Here is a 19119-nt window from a genome sequence, read left to right on the forward strand (position 1 = left end):
AGCACCCATGCAACCACAGGATTTCCGCTGCCACCACCGCCTGAGCGTGCGCTGGGCAGAAGTCGATGCCCAGAAGATTGTGTTCAACGCCCACTATCTGATGTATGCCGATGTGGCCATCACCGAATACTGGAAGCAGATGGCCATGCCCTATACGCAAAGCTGGGCCAGCCTGGGCGGCGAGCTGTTCGTGAAAAAGGCGTCGGTGACCTACCACGCCTCTGCCCAGATGGGGGATGTGCTGGACGTTGGCATTCGCTGCGTGAAGCAGGGCAATACCTCGCTGCAGTTTGAGGCAGGTATCTTCCGCGGCCAGCAGCTGCTCAACACCGTAGAGCTGGTCTATGTGTTCGCCAATGAAGAGCGCGAGCCCCAGCCCGTGCCGCAGCAGTTGCGCGACATGCTCACCGCCTATGAGGCGGGGGAGGACATGGTCGAGCTGCGCTCAGGTAACTGGAACGATCTGGGGCGTCTGGCCGAGCGCCTGCGCATGGAAGTCTTCGTCAAAGAGCAGGGCGTGCCGCGCGAGATCGAGATTGACGAGTTTGATCCCATCTGCCGCCATGTGGTGGCCGTGAACCGTCTGGGGCATCCCGTGGCCACAGGCCGTCTGGTCAGCGATGCGCCCGGCGTAGGCCGCATCGGCCGCATGGCCGTAGCGCGCGAAATGCGTGGTGGCGCGCTGGGTCGCCAGGTGCTGGACACCCTGATCCAGGCCGCCCGTGACCGTGGCGACAAGGAAGTCGTACTCCACGCCCAGCTGCATGCCCAGCGCTTTTACGCCCGCGCAGGCTTTGTGGCGGAAGGCGAGGTCTACGACGAGGCGGGCATTGACCATATCACCATGCGCAAAGTGCTATGAGCTGCAGGTAGCGGCACACATATTGCTCTGAAACTGAAAGCGCTTTGCGCCCAAAAAACAAAGGGTTGAGATAGATATCTATCTCAACCCTTTTGTTTATCTGCGCTGACAGCTATTAATTTTTAAAAGCTTGCACACTGTCTGCCAGGTGGACCGTCTGCCTTTGCAGGCTGGCGGCAAAGGCGCTGGACTGCTCTGCCAGCGCAGCGTTCTGCGACATGGTGCTTTCCAGCTGGTGGATGGCCTGGGTAATGTCAGACATGGCCTCCGTCTGCGAGTGGGTGGCGCTGGCAATATCCTGCATGCGGCTGGTAATGTCATGTGCCATGCGAGAAAGGGTGCCGATGGCGTTCAGCGCGTCTTTGCTCTGCGCACTGCCGACACCGACGGTCTGCACGGATGTCTGAATCAGCTCACGAATCTGCTTGGCAGAGTCTGCGGAGCGCAGCGCCAGGTGACGCACTTCTTCTGCCACCACGGCAAAGCCACGGCCATGTTCACCGGCACGGGCAGCTTCCACCGCCGCGTTCAGTGCGAGCAGATTGGTCTGGAAGGCCAGACCGTCCACGACGGTGGCAATGTCTGCAATCTGCTCGGACTGCTGGTTGATGGCACTCATGCTCTGTGTGAGCTGTTCCACAAGTGTATGGCTTTGCTGGGCCGCATGCGCAGCGTCGTGCGTCACGCGATCGGCATCTTGCGCCAGGCTGCGGGCCTGCTCCACGATGCTGAGCACACGGGCGGCAGCGTTGGCGGTTTCTTCCAGCGCGCTGCAGGCAGTTTCCGTGCGTACCGACAAATCGCTGCTGCCGCTCTGGATGGACTGGGTGGTGGCATGCAGCTGGGCCGACGCTGTCGGTGACGGTGCGCACAATGCTGTCCAGCTTCATAATCAATTGCTTCAGATCAAGGGTCAGCGGGGTCTGCACATTTTCGCTGGAAATATGCGGATTAAATCGGTCGCCATCATGAATGGTATTCACCAAGGCCTTTAATTCAATGCCTTGTTTGAAAGAACTGGATATTCTCAGGAGCATAAATATCTCTACCGCTGTTTGCAGTACCACGAAAATGGCATGCAGCAGAATTTTCTGAAAATCAGCTGCGCTGGTGCAGTAAATGTCATAGCCCCAGGCCTGCAAGCGGTCAAACAGAATATGGTGTATGGCAAAAAAAGCTGCACATGCCACCACCACGCGCCACTCGCGGTAGACCATGACCAGGGCCAGGGTCACGAACACTCCGAAGTGAAATTCCAGGGTGCCCAGCGATACCTGGATCTGCAGTGCCACGGCGGCGCACAGAATCAAGGGCAGGGCATAGCGTGTGACTGCCGTGCCAGCACAGCAGGCATACAGACCAGCCGCCACAGCGATCAGCAAAGGTGCTGCCCAGGTGGCGATATCCATGTTGGAGTAGTGCCAGCCAATCGGGAAAGCCAGAATGGAGGCGATGGCGACGAGGGCGAGCATCAGGCGGTCAGCCTGCAGGCTGACGTGGTCCATGGCACTCTGTACGCTCAGTGTGTTGCCGGCGTGGCTGTGCGCGCTCGTAATAGATGAAGAAAAAGCAGACGCGCTCATGCGAAAAATCCAATATGCAATCGGAGCTAAATGGTGAATTGTGCGATGAGAGAGCGCAGAGCCTTGAAATCCAACGAAAAACACAGACTGGAATAATAGAAGATATTATTAAAGACTTGCCGAATAATTGCTTGATTCTATCAAGATGCTGAAAGGGTGAATGTGCAACCCCAATAAAGGCGACGATATTTCATGGTCGCATTGTGAACCTTTGTTAATCCTGCAGATTTTCTTTATTTGTATTATGAGAACCTAAACTTGGCCGAAAAAATGCAGGTTGACAGTACAGACAGGGTGCGCGGCAACCGGGCTAGGCATGCAGTGCAGCCAGCTGCATGCGCTGGCTGGCCATCGTCAGCATGCGCTGCGCCAGCCCATCGTCTACAGCCTGGTGCTGGTTCAGATAGTGCTGCAGCAGTGCCTGCAGTTCCTGGGCCTCCGCAATCTGCGCCGGGCTGGGGCTAGCCAGCGTCATGCCATGCGGCGTGCAGGCGCACAGCAGACCTTCCTGGGACAGTTGCTGCATGGCCTCACGTACGGGGGCCCGCTGAACGCCATAGCGCGCGGCCAGCATGCCATCGTTGATGGTTTCACCCGGTGACCATTGCCCCTGTAACACTTCCTGGCGCAGACGATCGGCAATGGCAGCGCTCAATGTCTGAGGCTGCGGGGTAAAACTGACGGACATGAGACGGTCATGCAGTGCAACGGCACTGCGGCAATGAAAAGCGGCCATTGTCCGCCAGCCTCTGCGCAGCGATGGGGGCTGGCTCCAATGGTATGGCCCGGCGTGTAGTTTCTGCGGGCGCGACTGAACAATCAGGCGCGCATGCGCCCCCAGTTCATGATGGCTGTGCCGCCAATGGCCATGGCACCGCCCACCACCATGGGTAGGTCTATGGCTTCACCCAGCAGCCAGGCAGAGATCAGCACACCAAACAGCGGCACCAGGGTGATATAGCCGGAAGCAGCGCCGGCGCCCAGTGCCTTGACGCCATCAAAGTACCAGGCATAAGCCAGTGCTGTGGCACCAAAGGCCAGAAACAGCAGCGCCATCCAGGCCGTGCGGCCACTGTGGATGGCAGCATCGAACGCAGCAGGGCCTTCGATGCACAGGCTGGCGATAAGCAGCAGCAAGGCACCAATAGAACTGGTGACGGTGGTGGTAGAGAGCGCATCTACGCCCGTGAGCATCCAGCGGCCAATCAGGGTGTAGAGCACCCAGCAGACCACGCAGCCCAGAATCAGGAGTTCGCCTACCCCCATGCCGCCTTGCAGCAGCGCCAGTGGCTGGCCGTGCGAGAGCACCGCCACAGCACCGATAAAGGCCAGCAGCATGCCCAGGCCGATGATGGTGTTCAGCCTTTCCTTGAACAGCCATGCGGCAATGAGCAGCGTCATGACCGGGTTGAGCGTAATCACCAGTGCGGCTTTGCCCGCAGGCAGATGCTGCAGGCCAGACAGGAAAAACGCCGCGTAGCCAAACACACCGGTGGCGCCAGCGGCAGTCATGCCCAGCCAGCGCTGCACACTCCAGCTTTTGAGCTGCTGCATGCCGCCTGCCCAGTACAGCCAGGGAATCAACGCCATGGCGGCCAGCGCAAAGCGCAGGCAGGCACCTGCCAGCGGCGGCATGGATTGGGCAATGATGCGGCCAGCAGGCCAGGATGCGCCCCACAGAACGGCCATGCCAACGAGCCGCAGGTGGGCATGAATTTGTGAATTGGTATGCATGGGGCATGACTATGCCTCAGGCGTATGGCACTGCAGCTCATGTGTGCGCATGAAAACCCCAAAGCGTGCCGTGCTGATGCATGGATAGGCCCAGGCTTTGCTCAGAGAGGCTGGCTGATGCGGCAGGCCAGACGGTTCGCCGCTAGCATGCGTGCCTGATTAAAGGTGTGAGATGTTGGAAAACAAACAGGAGCGCGTGCAGCGCAGGGCCTTGTATGCGCTGTTCGTATTGCTGGGCATGGTGACGTCCAGCTGGGTGTCGCGCACGCCTGCATTGCGCGATGGACTGCAGGCCAGCACGGAGCAGATGGGCCTGATTCTGTTCGGCTTTTCCACGGGTTCCATGCTGGGCATTCTTTCGGCCAACTTGCTGGTGGAGCGTCTGCATGCCCGCCGTGCGGCGGGTGCTGGCATGAGCGTGAATCTGCTGGGCGTGGCATTGCTGGCTGTGGGGGCAGGGATGGCCAGCATCCCCGTGGTCGTGGCGGGCTTCATGCTGTTTGGCGTGGGCATGGGCTGGGCCGACATTGCGGTGAATGTGGAAGCCGGGGCGCTGGAGCGGCAGCAACAACGCACGCTGATGACGACGCTGCATGGCAGTTTTAGCCTGGGCTGCGTGCTGGGTGCCTTGCTGGGCACAGGCATGGCCTGGTTGCATGTGCCCGTGCTGTGGCATCTGCTGGGGCTGGCGGTGATGGCTGCGGTGCTGACTGTGCCCCTGTTGCGCCACGTGGATAACCTGAGCGCCCAGGCTCAGACGGCATCCGGCACGCAAGACGAAAAACCGGGCTTTGTGCTCATGGCGTTCAAAGACTCGCGTGTGCTGTTGATTGGGCTGTTTGCGCTGGGGCTGGCTCTGGCTGAAGGTGCGGCCCATGACTGGCTGCCGCTGCTCATGGTGGATGGCTACCAGTTCAGCAGCGCGCAGGGCACCTTGATCTATTTGCTGTTCACGATCGGCGTGACTGTGGCGCGCCTGAGTGGGCAGTGGCTGCTGCAGCGCTTGACCCGCCTGCAGCTGATGCGTGCCAGTGCTGTGCTCGGCGGCGTGGGGCTGCTGATGGTGATCTGCGCACAGAATGCCCTCTGGGGCGGCGTGGCCGTGGTGCTGTGGGGGCTGGGCTCGGCCCTGGGTTTTCCGCTGGCGCTGTCTGCTGCGGCAGAAGGCGAGGGCAACAGCGCGCAGCGTGTGGGTGCAGTCGCCGTGCTGGGCTATGTGGCCATTCTGGTGGGGCCGCCAGCGCTGGGTTTTATTGGCGAAATCTGGGGGCTGCGTCTGGCCATGGTGCCGGTGCTGTTTGCCTGCTGCGCAGCACTGGTGCTGACGTTCTGGTTCCGCCCGCAGCCGGTGCGCGTGCGGGAAGTCATCACCGGTCCGCAGCGCTAAAAGATGCCCTGCTGCAGGCCGCTGGCCAGCGCTTGACCCAGTTCGCTACAGCGGTCCAGATCCTGCTGCGGAATGTGCTTGGGGGCTGCAATGGCCTCCGGGCTTTGTGCATGGGTGCAGACGATCAGGGGTTCTGACACTGCCTTGAGCCGCCAGCCTGTGGCAATGCGCGCGATCTGGCGGGCGGCATTGCTGCCGTCACTGCCTGCACAGATCAGGCTGGCATAGGGGCGGCCCTGAATGCGCTCCAGTGCCGGGTAATAGCAGCGGTCAAAAAAATCCTTCATCAGCCCGCTGATGGCGGCCAGATATTCGGGCGTAACAAAGACATAACCATCGGCGTCGAGCACGTCCTGTGGCTGTGCCTGGCTGGCGTGCAGCAGCCGTGTCTGTATCTGTGGCTCCAGCTGTGCACCAGCCAGTACGGCCTGTGCCATTTGCGCTGCACCGCCTGTGCTGGAGTGGTAGACGATCAGCAGGGTCTGGTGGATAGCGGAAGTGGTCATAGACACGGGATTGCTCCTAAAAGAAAAGCTGCCAGCGCTTTCCAATGCTTGATTTCAAATACTTTTATATCTGAAATCATTGATTGGCGAGCGCTGGCAGCTTCTGTTTTGAAAGCGTGGTGCTTACAGCTCTTCCACGCGGCGTGCTGGGTAGCTGTCCCAGCTCTGGCAGCCGGGGCAATGCCAGAAGTGCTGGCGGGCTTCAAAGCCGCAGGCGGCACAGCGGTAGCGGCTCAGCGGCTTGCTGGCGTGCTCCAGCGCCTTCTGCACGGCAGGGTGATGCTCTTCATGCGCGAGCTGCTCACCTGCCAGCCACTTGGTGGTGGCAACAAGCGATGGCTCCTTGGCCAGGTGCTGCACATACCAGTCGCGGCTCTCGCCCTGGCCTTCGACAGGCGAGGTGCCCAGGGCCACCAGGGCATCGAGCAAATCCAGCGAAGGCATTTGCTCGTAGCGGCTGCGCAGCAGCTGGGCGGCTGCGGCCTGTTGCTCGGTCGCAGTAGCCACTTCCAGCAGCAGGGGCGCTGCCAGTGGCAGGCCTTGCGGGGCGGTATTGGCCAGGTCCTGCAATGTCTTCCACGCCTGTTGCGACTGGTTCAGGCGGTGCTGAATGCGTGCCAGTTCAATGCGTGGGCGTGGGCTTTGTGGCGCTGTGCGCACGGCTTCTTGCAGCAGCTGGTGTGCGGCGTCCAGCTGTGCGTGGCTGGCTTGTTCGGCAGCCTGTTCGCACAGGTAATGCGCCAGGCGCCCGCTGAAGTCGCCCTGATGGGCTTGCTGCATGCGGCGCACGATGTCTGCAGCCTGTGCCCAGTCGCGAGAGCGCTCGTAAATCGCCAGCAGTGCCAGGCGGGCTTCAGCTTCATAGGCCGAGCCTTCCAGGCGGCGCAGGGCTTCTTCGGCGCGGTCCAGCAGACCGGCTTTCAGAAAGTCCTGTGCGAGGCCATGCTGGGCACGTTCGCGGTCTTCCTTGGACAGGTCGGCGCGCGAGAGCAGATGCTCGTGCACGCGCACGGCGCGGTGATATTCGCCACGGCGGCGGAACAGATTGCCCAGTGCAAAGTGCAGGTCTGCAGTTTCCGGGTCGTTCTGGATGGCTTCGATAAAGGCATCAATGGCTTTGTCCTGCTGTTCGTTGAGCAGAAAGTTCAAGCCCTTGAAGTAAGCCTTGGGTGCCTGACGGTTGTCCTGGCGCACCTGGCGCAAGTCCATGCGGGAGGCCAGCCAGCCCAGCCCAAAGGCAAGGGGCAGGCCCAGGAGAATCCAGCTGAGATCAAAGTCCATGGATGGTGGGAGGAATAGGGTCTGGAGATGCGGAGTCTGCCGCCTGGTTGTCAGCGGCAGCTTCTGTCTTGCTGAGCTTGGCCGCTGTGCTGCGCTGCTTCCACCAGCGGGGCACCATCACCAGCATGCCTGCAATCAGCCCGGCCACGAAAGCGGCCAGCACGACGAGCACGAGCGGGGCCAGCCAGTACGTGCCAAAGAAAAAGTGCACGGTGACGGTTTGCTGATTGTTCAGCGCAAAGGCAAACAGGGTGAAAAAAATGGCTGCCTTGAGCAGCCACAGCAGGTATTTCATGCGAGCCCTTCCTTAGTGCCTGAATTTTAGGGGCATAGGAGGGGCAGTGGGCAAGCTTGTAAGACCTGCACGGTCTTTTTAGCTGCCGGTCGCAGCAGAGGGGGTAGGTTGAAAATCGACGGCTTCACGCAAAGCCTTGCCAGGCTTGAAATGTGGTACGCGCTTTTCGGGAATGTGTACGGATTCGCCGCTGCGAGGGTTGCGACCAATGCGAGCGGGGCGGCGGGAGACAGAGAAACTGCCAAAACCGCGGATTTCGATGCGCTGGCCTTGAACAAGGGCGGCACAGATCGCGTCTTGAATGGTTTTTACAGCATGTTCTGCGTCACGCTGGGTGAGCTGGTCGAAGCGTGCTGCCAGCTCTTCAACTAAATCAGATCGTGTCATGGCTCAATCATCCCAAGCAAAACCTGGAAAAAAATAGCGGACGCCCTAAAGCGTCCGCCGTATAGCTTAGCAACTGCTCAGAGAGCAGTTGGCAACAAGCTGATTACTTGTCGGCGTCCAGCTTGGCGCGCAGCAGAGCACCCAGGCTAGTTGTACCGGCATTTTCCTTGGAAGCTTGCGCAGACAGGGAAGCCATGGCTTCTTGCTGTTCCACGTGGTCCTTCTGCTTGATGGACAGCTGGATGTTGCGGGACTTGCGGTCCACGTTGGTCACCACAGCAGTCACTTCGTCGCCTTCCTTCAGCACGTTGCGTGCGTCTTCCACGCGCTCAACGGAGATTTCGGAAACGCGCAGGTAGCCAACGATGTCGTCACCCAGGTCGATTTCAGCGCCCTTGGCGTCCACAGTCTTGACCTTACCGGTCACGATGGAGCCCTTGTCGTTCACTGTCACGAATGTGGTGAAAGGATCGCTGTCCAGCTGCTTGATGCCCAGGGAGATGCGCTCGCGCTCGACGTCAACGCCCAGAACGATGGCTTCCACTTCCTGGCCCTTCTTGTAGTTACGAACGGCGGCTTCGCCAGTTTCGTTCCAGGACAGGTCAGACAGGTGCACCAGGCCATCGATGCCGGAAGGCAGACCCACGAACACGCCGAAGTCAGTGATGGACTTGATGGGGCCCTTCACCTTGTCGCCGCGCTTGGTGTTCTGAGCGAATTCTTGCCAGGGGTTAGCCTTGCACTGCTTCATGCCCAGGGAGATACGACGCTTGTCTTCGTCGATTTCCAGAACCATCACTTCGACTTCGTCGCCCAGGGCAACCAGCTTGGAAGGAGCAACGTTCTTGTTGGTCCAGTCCATTTCGGAAACGTGCACCAGGCCTTCGATGCCGGGTTCCAGTTCCACGAATGCGCCGTAGTCGGCAATGTTGGTCACCTTGCCGAACAGACGTGTGCCCGAAGGATAACGGCGGGAAACGCCCATCCATGGGTCGTCGCCCATTTGCTTCAGACCCAGAGACACGCGGTTCTTGTCGGTGTCGAACTTCAGGATCTTGGCAGTGATTTCCTGGCCAGCTGTCACCACTTCGGATGGGTGACGTACGCGACGCCATGCCATGTCGGTGATGTGCAGCAGACCGTCGATGCCGCCCAGGTCAACGAACGCACCGTATTCGGTGATGTTCTTCACCACGCCCTGAACGATAGCGCCTTCCTTCAGGGTTTCCATCAGCTTGGCGCGCTCTTCGCCCATGGAGGCTTCCACCACAGCGCGACGGCTCAGCACAACGTTGTTGCGCTTGCGGTCCAGCTTGATGACCTTGAATTCCATGGTCTTGTTTTCGTAAGGAGTCAGGTCCTTAACGGGACGTGTGTCGATCAGCGAACCGGGCAGGAATGCACGGATGCCGTTGACCAGAACAGTCAGGCCGCCCTTGACCTTGCCAGAAGTGGTGCCGGTCACGAATTCGCCGGATTCCAGAGCTTGCTCCAGCGACAGCCAGGAAGCCAGACGCTTAGCGGTGTCACGGGACAGGATGGTGTCGCCGTAGCCGTTTTCGATCGAGCCGATGGCCACGGACACGAAGTCACCAACTTGAACTTCGATTTCGCCCTGGTCGTTCTTGAACTCGTCGATTGGCACATAGGCTTCAGACTTCAAGCCAGCGTTCACCACCACGAAGTTGTGCTCAACGCGCACGACTTCAGCAGTGATAACTTCGCCGGGACGCATTTCAGTGCGTTGCAACGATTCTTCAAAAAGGGCGGCAAAAGATTCAGACATGTAGTTCCTTGACCGAATGCAGGTTTCCGGCGGCACCATTGCCACACGTTTTTATGACTGCAATCGGAGGGTGCAGGAAATTCCTGCGGGTTAAAGGTTGAGAACCGTTCTGGCCAGTGCGCGTGTAGCGCGGATGTGGCTGACGGGCCTGGGGTGTCAGCCCTGTGCTGGCGCAAAAGGCTGGCGTGCTTGCCACCAGTCCAGTACCTGCTGCACGGCTTGTTCAATCGTGCTTTCGGAGTTGTCCCAGTGCAAAGCGTCTTCAGCAGGCTTCAAGGGCGATGCGGCGCGATTCATGTCGCGTGCGTCGCGCGCCTCAAGGTCGGCATAAAGGTCTGACATATTAGCAGAAAGTCCTTTGGAAATCAATTGCTTGTAACGGCGCTCAGCGCGGCACTGCACGCTGGCCGTCAAATAGACCTTCAAAGGGGCGTCAGGGAAGATGGTGGTGCCCATGTCGCGGCCGTCGGCCACCAGGCCGGGCAGCTTGCGAAAGTCGCGCTGCACCTGCAGCAGCGCCTCACGCACGGCGGGCAAAGCCGAGACCTTGGAGGCATTCATGCCTGCTGCTTCGGTGCGGATGGCCAGCGACACGTCTTCGCCGTCCAGCAGCACACGCTGGTCGGGTGTGAAGCAAATGGCCTTGCTGAGAATAAGGTTGGCAATGGCCTGGGCGTTGTCTTCGGTCAGGGCCATACCTGCGCGCGAAGCCGCCAGGCCGGTGATGCGGTAGAGCGCTCCAGAGTCGAGCAGGTGAAAGCCGAGTCGCTCGGCCACCAGAGAAGCGACCGTGCCTTTGCCCGAGGCGGTGGGGCCATCAATACAGATCACGGGAGCGGGTTGGGAAGCTTGGGTCACGCTGAAAAATGCTTCGAAATAATCGGGGAAGGTCTTGCCCACGCACTTGGGGTCTTCAATGCGCACGGGCAGACCCGCCGGGTTGAACGCGGCCAGTGAAAAGCACATGGCCACGCGGTGGTCGTCATAGGTGTGAATGCTGGCAGCTTTCCAGTCAGACGGCTGGGCGGGCGGCGTAATGCGGATGAAGTCTGGGCCTTCTTCCACCGTGGCACCCAGCTTGCGCAGTTCGCAGGCCATGGCAGCGATGCGGTCGGTTTCCTTGACGCGCCAGCTAGCAATATTGCGCAGCGTGGTGCTGCCTGTGGCATACAGCGCCATGGTGGCCAGGGTCATGGCAGCGTCTGGAATATGGTTGCAGTCCAGATCAATGGCCTTCAGGGGCCAGCTGCCGCGTGAAATATGCAGCCAGTTGGGGCCGCTTTCCACCACGGCGCCCATGGCCTGGGCGGCCTCCACAAAGCGGATATCGCCCTGGATAGAGTCTTTGCCTACGCCCAGCACTTTAATGCCATTTTGGCCTCTAGCGCCCGTGGATATTGCGCCAAGCGCTATGAAGTAGCTAGCGGATGAGGCATCTGCCTCTACGTATACCTCGCCGGGCGACTGGTAGCGGCTGCCTGCGGGGATGGTAAAGCGCTGCCAGTTGTCGTTGGCCACCACAATGCCAAAGCGCGCCAGCAGCTCCAGCGTGATGTGGATGTAGGGCTTGGAGATCAGCTCGCCCACGACTTCGATGTGCACGGCTTGCTGCTGGGCAATCAGCGGCAGGGCCATGAGCAGCGCGGTCAGAAACTGGCTGGAGACATCGCCACGCACACGAATGGGCTGGCTGCGGTCCAGTTGTGACAAGTCTGCGGGTGCAATGCGCAGCGGGGGATAGCCTTCGTTGCCCAGGTAATCAATCTGGCAGCCCAGCTGGCGCAGGGCATCGACCAGGTCGCCAATGGGACGCTCGTGCATGCGCGGCACACCGCTCATCTCAAAATTGCCGCCCAGCAGCGATAGCGCCGCCGTCAAGGGGCGCATGGCTGTGCCAGCGTTGCCGAGGAAGAGCTGGTGCAGATCAGTGCTGGGGAGCTTGCCGCCCAGGCCTGTGATGCGCAGCGGCTGACCGGGTACAACGGCGGCAGGCTCGACCACGCAGCCGATCTGCTGCAGGGCCTGCAGCATGACGCGGGTGTCGTCCGAATCCAGCAGGTCGTGGATGGTGGTCGAGCCCTGACTCAGCGCTGCCAGCAGCAGCACGCGGTTGGAAATGCTCTTGGAGCCTGGCAGCTGCACGCTACCGCTGGCAGTGGCCAGATGAGGAAGGTCAAGAAAAGCGGTGGTGTACATGCGCAAGCAACTCAAGCGGTGAGGGCAGGTTCGGCAGCGGAAGCTGGCTGGTTAAAGCGGCACTGGGCGCGTGCGGCGCTGGCCAGGGTGATCAGGTCTTCAAGGGCCTGGGCATTGCCAGCCTGCAGCACGTCTTCAAAGGCTTGTACAGCCTGTTTGAAGTGCTGCGCCTGGGCCAGTACCTCGGCCTTGTTGGCCAGCAGAATGTCGCGCCACATTTTGGGGTCGCCAGCGGCAATGCGGGTGAAGTCCCGAAAACCGGGGCCCGCCACGCTCAGGAAAGCGTCGGCCTGCTCCTGGCGCATCACGCTTTGCATCATGGCAAATGCCAGCATGTGGGGCAGGTGGCTGATGGCGGCAAAAGCCGCGTCGTGTGTCTCGGGCGCCATCACGCGTACCTCGCAGCCCAGCGCGGTCCACAGCGCCTGCGCCTTGTGCAGGTGCTGGGTCAGCGTGCGTTCGGTGGGCGTGAGTATGACTTTGGCGCCCTGGTACAGGTCGGCATCCGCATGAGCCACGCCCGCGACTTCCTTGCCAGTATTGGGGTGTGCAGGCACAAAGCTGGCCAGCTGGTTGCCCAGCGCATGGCGTGCAGCCTGCACCACGTCGCCCTTGGTGGAGCCTACGTCCATGATCAGCATCTCTGGGGTGACCAGGTGCTTGATGGATTTGAGTGTGGCTTCGGTCGCACCCACGGGCACGGCCAGCAGCACCAGATCCGCGCCCGCTGCGGCCAGCAGTGCGGAAGGGGCTTCCACATCAATCACGCCCATCTGCAGGGCGCGTGCCGTGGTGGTGGGGGACTTGCTGTAGCCGACCACGCGCTTGACCAGTCCGGCTTTTTTGAGTGCCAGCGCAAAAGAGCCTCCCATGAGACCGCAGCCAATGAGTCCGAGTTGTTCAAACATGGCGCAGCCTTATTCCGCAGGGGTGGGGTAGGTGCCCAGCACTTTGTAGAAGGCTGACAGATCCTGCAGCTCCTGAAGCGCCTTGGCAACGTTGTCCTGCGCGGGGTGGCCTTCGATGTCGATGTAGAAGTAATACTCCCACTGGCCAGTGCGGGCAGGGCGCGATTCGATGCGCGTCATCGACACGCCGTGCTTTTTCAGTGGCACCAGCAGGTCGTGTACCGCACCTGGGCGGTTGTTGACGGAGAGTACCAGGCTGGTCGAGTCCTTGCCCGTGGGCGCAGGGGTTGGCAGCGTATGGGGCAGGCAGATGATGGCAAACCGCGTGCGGTTGTAGGCATCGTCCTGAATCGCATGGCTGACGATATGCAGGCCAAACTGCTGAGCGGCGCGTTCGCTGCTGATGCCCGCCCATGTGGGGTTCAGTGCAGCCAGACGCGCACCTTCGGCGTTGCTCTCGACCGGGCGGCGCTCCGCATGCGGCAGGTGCTTGGACAGCCAGGCGTGGCACTGCGCCAGGGCCTGTGGGTGGGCGGCCACGACCTCGATGCCATCGATGGAGTTGCTGGTGCGCAGCAGGTTGTGGCGAATCAGCATGCTGACCTCGCCCACGATGTGGCAGGGTGTGTGGCGGAACATGTCCAGCGTGCGGTTGACCACGCCTTCGGTGGAGTTTTCCACGCCGACCACGCCGTACTGCGCGCTGCCTGCGGCCGTGGCGTGGAACACTTCTTCAAAGGTGTTGCAGTAGAGGAAGTCGGCTGCGCCGCCAAAGTACTGCACGGCGGCTTCTTCACAGAACGTGCCTGCGGGGCCGAGCACGGCCACGCGCTGGGGAGATTCGAGCGCCAGGCAGGCCGACATGATTTCGCGCCAGATGGCGGCCACATGCGCGCCCTTGAGTGGGCCGGGGTTGCTGGCCTTGATCTTTTCGATCACCTGCGCGACGCGGTCAGGGCGGAAGAAGGCCGAGCCTTCTTTTTTCTTCAGCTCACCCACTTGCTCCGCGACTTTGGCGCGCTGGTTGACCAGCTCCAACATTTGGCGGTCCAGGCTGTCAATCTGATTGCGCAGCTGCAGCAGTTCAGGGCTGGCTTGGGGTTCTGTGCTCATGGCTTCCTCGAAAAGAGAAGCAGCTAGCGCTGGTCCAGCAAGGGTTTCAATATGAAATCATTCTGAATCCCTTATTTAGAGAGCGCTAGCAGCTCTTATTTTTAAATTCTTGTGGACGAATCAGGCGCTGGTGCGTTCGAAATCCTGCATGAAGTCGACCAGTGCGCGCACACCTTCCATCGGCATGGCGTTGTAGATGCTGGCGCGCATGCCGCCCACGGACTTGTGGCCCTTGAGCTGCAGCAGGCCGCGCTCCTTGGCAGCGGCCAGGAAGGCTTCGTTGCGGCTTTCGTCACGCAGGAAGAAGGGGATGTTCATGCGCGAGCGGCAGGCCTTGTCCACCTTGTTCACGTATAGCTGTGAGTGGTCCAGATAGTCGTAGAAAAAATCGGCCTTGGCCTTGTTGCGCGCTTCCATGGCGGCCACGCCGGTCAACTCGCCTTCACGCTGGCGCTTGAGCCACTGGAAGGTCAGGCCAGCCATGTAGATGCCCCAGGTGGGTGGGGTGTTGAACATGGAGTTGTTGTCTGCCACGGTCTTGTAGTTAAAGGCCGAGGGACAGATGTCCAGCGCATGGCCCAGCAGGTCTTCACGCACGATGACGATGGTCAGGCCCGCAGGGCCAATGTTCTTTTGCGCGCCACCAAAGGCCAGGCCTACGCGGCTCCAGTCCAGTGGGCGGGAGGCCACGTTGGAAGAGAAATCAATCACCAGAGGTGCATCGCAACCCAGTGCCTTCAGGTCGGGCAGTTCCTGGTATTCCACGCCATGGATGGTTTCGTTGCTGCAGATGTGCACGTACTGCGCATCGCTGGACAGCTGCCAGCTGGCTGCATCAGGAATGGAGGTGTAGCTGCTGGCTTCGCCGCTGGCGGCCAGGTGGTTGTGGGCGTACTTGGCGGCTTCCTTGAAGGATTTCTGGCTCCAGCTGCCGGTGACCACAAAGTCGGCCGTGCCGCCCTTGGACAGGTTCAGCGGAACAATGGCGTTCTCTGCCAGACCGCCGCCTTGCATGAACAGAATCTTGAAGTTGGCAGGCACGGCCAGCAGCTCGCGCAGGTCGGCTTCTGCAGCTTCGTAAATGCTGATGAACTCCTTGCCGCGGTGGCTCATCTCCATTACGCCCATGCCGGAATTGCCCCAGTTGAGCATTTCGTTGGCAGCTTGTTGCAGAACTTCTTCAGGAATGGCGGCAGGACCGGCGGAGAAATTGAAAGGGCGGCTCATCGTTCTTACAGTCAAATCACGACTGGCGCAGCATGGGTGTGCGCCAGCAGCTATCAAAAAAATCGATCTTAGATGAAAAAACACCCCACGGCTTGCGCTATGGGGTGTCGTTCTTTTCTTACTCGGCAGCGGCGTCTGGTGCTGCGCCGCTGTCGGCCGCCTCACCATCACCGTCGCTCTCATTGCCATTCGCATCGTTTTCGGCAATGCGTTGCAGGCCGCTGAGCTTGGCGCCTTCGTCCAAGCTGATCAGTGTCACGCCTTGCGTTGCACGACCCATCTCGCGGATCTCTGCCACACGGGTGCGCACCAGCACGCCCTTGTCGGTGATCAGCATGATTTCGTCTTCAGGTGCAACCAGGGTGGCTGCGACCACCTTACCGTTGCGCTCGGACTGTTGGATGGCAATCATGCCTTTGGTGCCACGGCCGTGGCGGGTGTATTCGCTGATGTGGGTGCGCTTGCCGTAGCCGTTTTCAGTGGCGGTCAGCACGCTCTGGGCCACAGAGTGGTCGCCGCCATCCAGGCCTTCAGCGTCGGCCACCAGCATGGCAATCACACTCTGGCCATCTTCCAGGTTCATGCCGCGCACGCCACGTGCATTGCGGCCCATGGGGCGCACATCGTTTTCGTCAAAGCGCACGGCCTTGCCTGCGTCAGAGAACAGCATCACGTCGTGCTTGCCGTCGGTCAGCGCTGCGCCAATCAGGTAGTCGCCTTCGTCCAGGCCCACGGCAATGATGCCGGCCTTGCGAGGGTTGCTGAATTCGTTCAAAGCGGTCTTCTTCACGGTGCCCATGCTGGTGGCCATGAAGACGTAGTGGTCTTCAGGGAAGCTGCGGTTATCACCCGTGAGCGGCAGCACCACGTTGATCTTTTCGCCTTCCTGCAGCGGGAACATGTTGACGATGGGGCGGCCACGCGAGTTGCGCGAACCCGAGGGAACTTCCCAGACCTTGAGCCAGTACATGCGGCCACGGTTGGAGAAGCACAGCAGGTAGTCGTGCGTGTTCGCAATGAACAGCTGGTCAATCCAGTCGTCTTCCTTGGTCTGTGTGGCCTGCTTGCCGCGGCCACCACGCTTTTGGGCGCGGTATTCAGACAAAGGCTGGCTCTTGATGTAGCCGGTGTGCGAGAGCGTCACCACCATGTCGGTGGGGGTGATCAGGTCTTCGGTGGACAGGTCCTGTGCGCTGTACTCGATGGTCGAGCGGCGAGCGCCAATCTTGTTCTGACCAAATTCAGCCTTGAGTTGGGTTAACTCGTCGCCAATGATGACGGACACGCGCTCAGGCTTGGCCAGGATGTCCAGCAGGTCTTCGATGGCGGCCATGATGTCGCGGTATTCGGCGACGATCTTGTCCTGCTCCAGACCAGTCAGGCGCTGCAGGCGCATTTGCAGAATTTCCTGCGCCTGTGTCTCGGACAGACGGTACAGGCCGTCCTGACCCAGACCGAATTCTTTTTCCAGCGACTCGGGGCGGTAGTCGTCGGCATTGACTGCAGAGCCATCTTCGCGGGTGCGGGTCAGCATCTCGCGCACCAGCTTGCTGTCCCAGGTGCGGTTCATCAGCTCGGCCTTGGCCACAGGTGGCGTGGGGGCGTTGCGGATGATGGCGATGAAGTCGTCAATATTGGCTAGTGCAACGGCCAGACCTTCCAGAATGTGACCGCGGTCGCGTGCCTTGCGCAGCTCAAACACGGTACGGCGAGTCACCACTTCGCGGCGGTGCTGCAGGAAGACCTGGATCAGATCCTTGAGGTTGCATAGCTTGGGCTGGCCATCGACCAGTGCCACCATGTTCACACCAAAGGTGTCCTGCAGCTGAGTCTGCTTGTACAGGTTGTTCAGCACCACTTCTGGCACTTCGCCGCGCTTGAGCTCGATCACCAGGCGCATGCCGGACTTGTCGGACTCGTCCTGGATGTGGCTGATGCCTTCAATGCGCTTTTCGTGCACCAGCTCAGCCATGCGCTCTTGCAGGGTCTTCTTGTTGACCTGGTAGGGGAGCTCATCGACGATGATGGCTTGGCGCTGGCCACGGTCGATATCTTCAAAGTGCACCTTGGCGCGCATCACGATGCGGCCACGGCCGGTGCGATAGGCTTCCTTGACACCGTTGATGCCGTAGATGATGCCGGCAGTTGGGAAGTCAGGCGCAGGGATGATGTCCATCAGTTCATCCACACCGGCTTCAGGGTTGCGCAGCAGGTGCAGGCAGGCGTCCACCACTTCATTCAAGTTGTGCGGAGGAATATTGGTCGCCATACCCACGGCAATGCCAGCAGAGCCATTGACCAGCAGGTTGGGCAGGCGTGTAGGCAGTGTCAGGGGTTCCTGTTCGGAGCCGTCATAGTTGGGGCCGAAATCGACGGTTTCCTTGTCGATGTCAGCCAGCATTTCGTGGGCAATCTTGGACAGGCGAATTTCGGTGTATCGCATGGCCGCTGCGCTGTCGCCGTCCACCGATCCGAAGTTACCCTGGCCGTCCACCAGCATGTGGCGCAGCGAGAAGTCCTGGGCCATGCGCACGATGGTGTCGTATACCGCGATGTCGCCGTGTGGGTGGTACTTACCAATTACGTCACCCACGATACGGGCAGACTTCTTGTAGGGGCGATTCCAATCGTTGTTGAGCTCGTGCATTGCATACAGCACGCGACGATGCACAGGCTTTAAGCCATCACGCGCATCGGGAAGGGCGCGGCCCACAATCACGCTCATCGCGTAATCGAGGTAACTGCGGCGCATTTCCTCTTCGAGGCTGATAGGCAAAGTTTCTTTAGCGAACTGGGTCATGTAGTTGTGCGGGGTTATGCAATGACGACGATGGAGGCCATTTTAGATGCAATGCGTTGTTGCTGACAGGCAACATCTGATCTGCATTCCGCATTTGTCCTACCACCAGAGTCTTGCGCAGCCAAGCATTCGAAGAATCCGTGTGGCACAATGATTTCCAGCGTTCTTGGTGATGGTCACTAATGACGTCCATGAATTTCGTAGTGCATGCACTGCGGCTTAATCCCCAAGAGGAGAACCATGAAGAAACTGAACAAAGTAGCGATCCTGTTTGCAACTGCAGCTCTGGCAACTGCTGCCGGCGCACAAGTGACAGCTGCCGACGGTGGCAAGACCATCGATAACTGGCAAAACGGCTCCGGCGAGCTGGTGTGGAAGAACGGCACCAACGAACTGTGCTGGCGCGATGCCAACTGGACACCCGCTACTGCAGCTGCTGGCTGCGACGGTGCTCTGGTTCCTGTGGTTGAAGTGGTAGAAAAGGTTGAAGAAGTTGTTGTAGCTCCTGCACCTGCTCCTACAGCTTCCAAGGTGAGCTTTGCTGCTGACACCTTCTTCGACTTTGACAAGTCCGTGCTGAAGCCTGCTGGCAAGGCTACTCTGGACGAGCTGGCTCAGCTGATCAAGGACATCAACCTGGAAGTGGTTGTGGCTGTGGGTCACACCGACTCCATCGGTACAGAAGCTTACAACCTGAAGCTGTCTGAGCGTCGCGCTCAAGCTGTGAAGGCTTACCTGGTGTCCAAGGGCATCGATGCAAGCCGCATCTACACCGAAGGCAAGGGTGAAGCTCAGCCTATCGCTTCCAACAAGACTGCCGAAGGCCGTGCGAAGAACCGTCGCGTGGACATCGAGGTGGTTGGTACACGCAAGTAATCTTCTCTGAAGATTGCAAGCGCTCCAGTCATGGAGCCATGCCAGCCGTAACAGCTGGCATGCACATTAAAAAGGCAACGTGTTTGGCACGTTGCCTTTTTTCATGGGTGCTTCACTTTTCGGTCAATGATGGAAAAGAGGGTGTGGGGAGAGCTACTCCCGAATCAAACATCAGCCG

The 19119-nt window shown here is 60.0% G+C and carries 17 protein-coding genes; 4 read left to right on the top strand and 13 right to left on the bottom strand.

The window, feature by feature from the left end:
- Positions 1 to 7: 7 nt before the first annotated feature.
- Positions 8 to 862 carry a GNAT family N-acetyltransferase gene (locus B5M06_RS12850; protein WP_054066292.1) on the top strand — a complete coding sequence of 285 codons (855 nt, stop codon included), beginning with the start codon at positions 8 to 10 and terminating at the stop codon, positions 860 to 862.
- Positions 863 to 977: 115 nt separating this feature from the next.
- On the opposite strand, the gene B5M06_RS12855 is transcribed toward B5M06_RS12850, so the two are convergent.
- A complete protein-coding gene (locus tag B5M06_RS12855; RefSeq protein ID WP_080025238.1) occupies positions 978 to 1736 on the bottom strand; it encodes a methyl-accepting chemotaxis protein in 759 nt (252 codons plus the stop codon).
- A gap of 130 nt (positions 1737 to 1866) precedes the next feature.
- On the opposite strand from B5M06_RS12855, the gene B5M06_RS12860 reads away from it, so the two are divergent.
- Positions 1867 to 2424, top strand: a complete 558-nt coding sequence (locus B5M06_RS12860; protein WP_162777405.1) for a hypothetical protein — start codon at positions 1867 to 1869, stop codon at positions 2422 to 2424.
- 331 nt (positions 2425 to 2755) lie between these two features.
- Here the strand turns inward: B5M06_RS12860 and B5M06_RS12865 are convergent, their stop codons facing one another.
- A complete protein-coding gene (locus B5M06_RS12865) occupies positions 2756 to 3133 on the bottom strand; it encodes a GntR family transcriptional regulator (protein ID WP_162777406.1) in 378 nt (125 codons plus the stop codon).
- A 131-nt stretch (positions 3134 to 3264) separates the two neighbouring features.
- Complete coding sequence (locus B5M06_RS12870) at positions 3265 to 4179, bottom strand: DMT family transporter (protein WP_054066296.1); 915 nt, start codon at positions 4177 to 4179, stop codon at positions 3265 to 3267.
- A 172-nt stretch (positions 4180 to 4351) separates the two neighbouring features.
- Between B5M06_RS12870 and B5M06_RS12875 the strand changes: the two genes are divergently transcribed.
- Positions 4352 to 5566: an MFS transporter gene (locus tag B5M06_RS12875; RefSeq protein WP_054066297.1), complete on the top strand. Its 1215-nt coding sequence runs from the start codon at positions 4352 to 4354 to the stop codon at positions 5564 to 5566.
- Here B5M06_RS12875 and B5M06_RS12880 read toward each other — a convergent pair.
- From B5M06_RS12880 to gyrA, 10 genes are all read right to left on the bottom strand, one after another.
- Positions 5563 to 6072, bottom strand: coding sequence for a flavodoxin family protein (locus tag B5M06_RS12880; protein ID WP_054066298.1), 510 nt, complete (start codon positions 6070 to 6072; stop codon positions 5563 to 5565). The two genes, B5M06_RS12875 and B5M06_RS12880, sit on opposite strands and share 4 nt — an antisense overlap.
- A gap of 123 nt (positions 6073 to 6195) precedes the next feature.
- Positions 6196 to 7353: a lipopolysaccharide assembly protein LapB gene (lapB, locus tag B5M06_RS12885; RefSeq protein WP_054066299.1), complete on the bottom strand. Its 1158-nt coding sequence runs from the start codon at positions 7351 to 7353 to the stop codon at positions 6196 to 6198.
- Positions 7343 to 7648 carry a LapA family protein gene (locus B5M06_RS12890; RefSeq protein WP_054066300.1) on the bottom strand — a complete coding sequence of 102 codons (306 nt, stop codon included), beginning with the start codon at positions 7646 to 7648 and terminating at the stop codon, positions 7343 to 7345. Before B5M06_RS12890 ends, lapB begins: the two co-directional genes overlap by 11 nt.
- Positions 7649 to 7726: 78 nt before the next feature.
- Positions 7727 to 8035, bottom strand: a complete 309-nt coding sequence (locus B5M06_RS12895) for an integration host factor subunit beta (RefSeq protein ID WP_077345057.1) — start codon at positions 8033 to 8035, stop codon at positions 7727 to 7729.
- A 103-nt stretch (positions 8036 to 8138) separates the two neighbouring features.
- Entirely contained in the window at positions 8139 to 9821 is a 1683-nt protein-coding gene (gene rpsA / locus B5M06_RS12900) for a 30S ribosomal protein S1 (RefSeq protein ID WP_054066302.1), read from the bottom strand.
- Positions 9822 to 9977: 156 nt separating this feature from the next.
- A complete protein-coding gene (locus tag B5M06_RS12905; RefSeq protein ID WP_054066303.1) occupies positions 9978 to 12017 on the bottom strand; it encodes a bifunctional 3-phosphoshikimate 1-carboxyvinyltransferase/cytidylate kinase in 2040 nt (679 codons plus the stop codon).
- An 11-nt stretch (positions 12018 to 12028) separates the two neighbouring features.
- On the bottom strand, positions 12029 to 12925 hold the full coding sequence (locus tag B5M06_RS12910; RefSeq protein ID WP_054066304.1) for a prephenate dehydrogenase: 897 nt from the start codon (positions 12923 to 12925) through the stop codon (positions 12029 to 12031).
- Between the two features lie 9 nt (positions 12926 to 12934).
- Positions 12935 to 14038, bottom strand: a complete 1104-nt coding sequence (gene pheA, locus B5M06_RS12915; protein ID WP_054066305.1) for a prephenate dehydratase — start codon at positions 14036 to 14038, stop codon at positions 12935 to 12937.
- Positions 14039 to 14158: 120 nt separating this feature from the next.
- Positions 14159 to 15265 carry a 3-phosphoserine/phosphohydroxythreonine transaminase gene (gene serC / locus B5M06_RS12920; protein WP_054066306.1) on the bottom strand — a complete coding sequence of 369 codons (1107 nt, stop codon included), beginning with the start codon at positions 15263 to 15265 and terminating at the stop codon, positions 14159 to 14161.
- 118 nt (positions 15266 to 15383) lie between these two features.
- Positions 15384 to 18065, bottom strand: coding sequence for a DNA gyrase subunit A (gene gyrA / locus B5M06_RS12925; protein ID WP_054066307.1), 2682 nt, complete (start codon positions 18063 to 18065; stop codon positions 15384 to 15386).
- 240 nt (positions 18066 to 18305) lie between these two features.
- Between gyrA and ompA the strand changes: the two genes are divergently transcribed.
- Complete coding sequence (ompA, locus tag B5M06_RS12930) at positions 18306 to 18941, top strand: outer membrane protein OmpA (RefSeq protein WP_054066308.1); 636 nt, start codon at positions 18306 to 18308, stop codon at positions 18939 to 18941.
- The last annotated feature ends 178 nt before the right edge of the window (positions 18942 to 19119 follow it).

Source organism: Comamonas kerstersii, assembly GCF_002056725.1.
GTDB classification, from domain to species: domain Bacteria; phylum Pseudomonadota; class Gammaproteobacteria; order Burkholderiales; family Burkholderiaceae_C; genus Comamonas; species Comamonas kerstersii.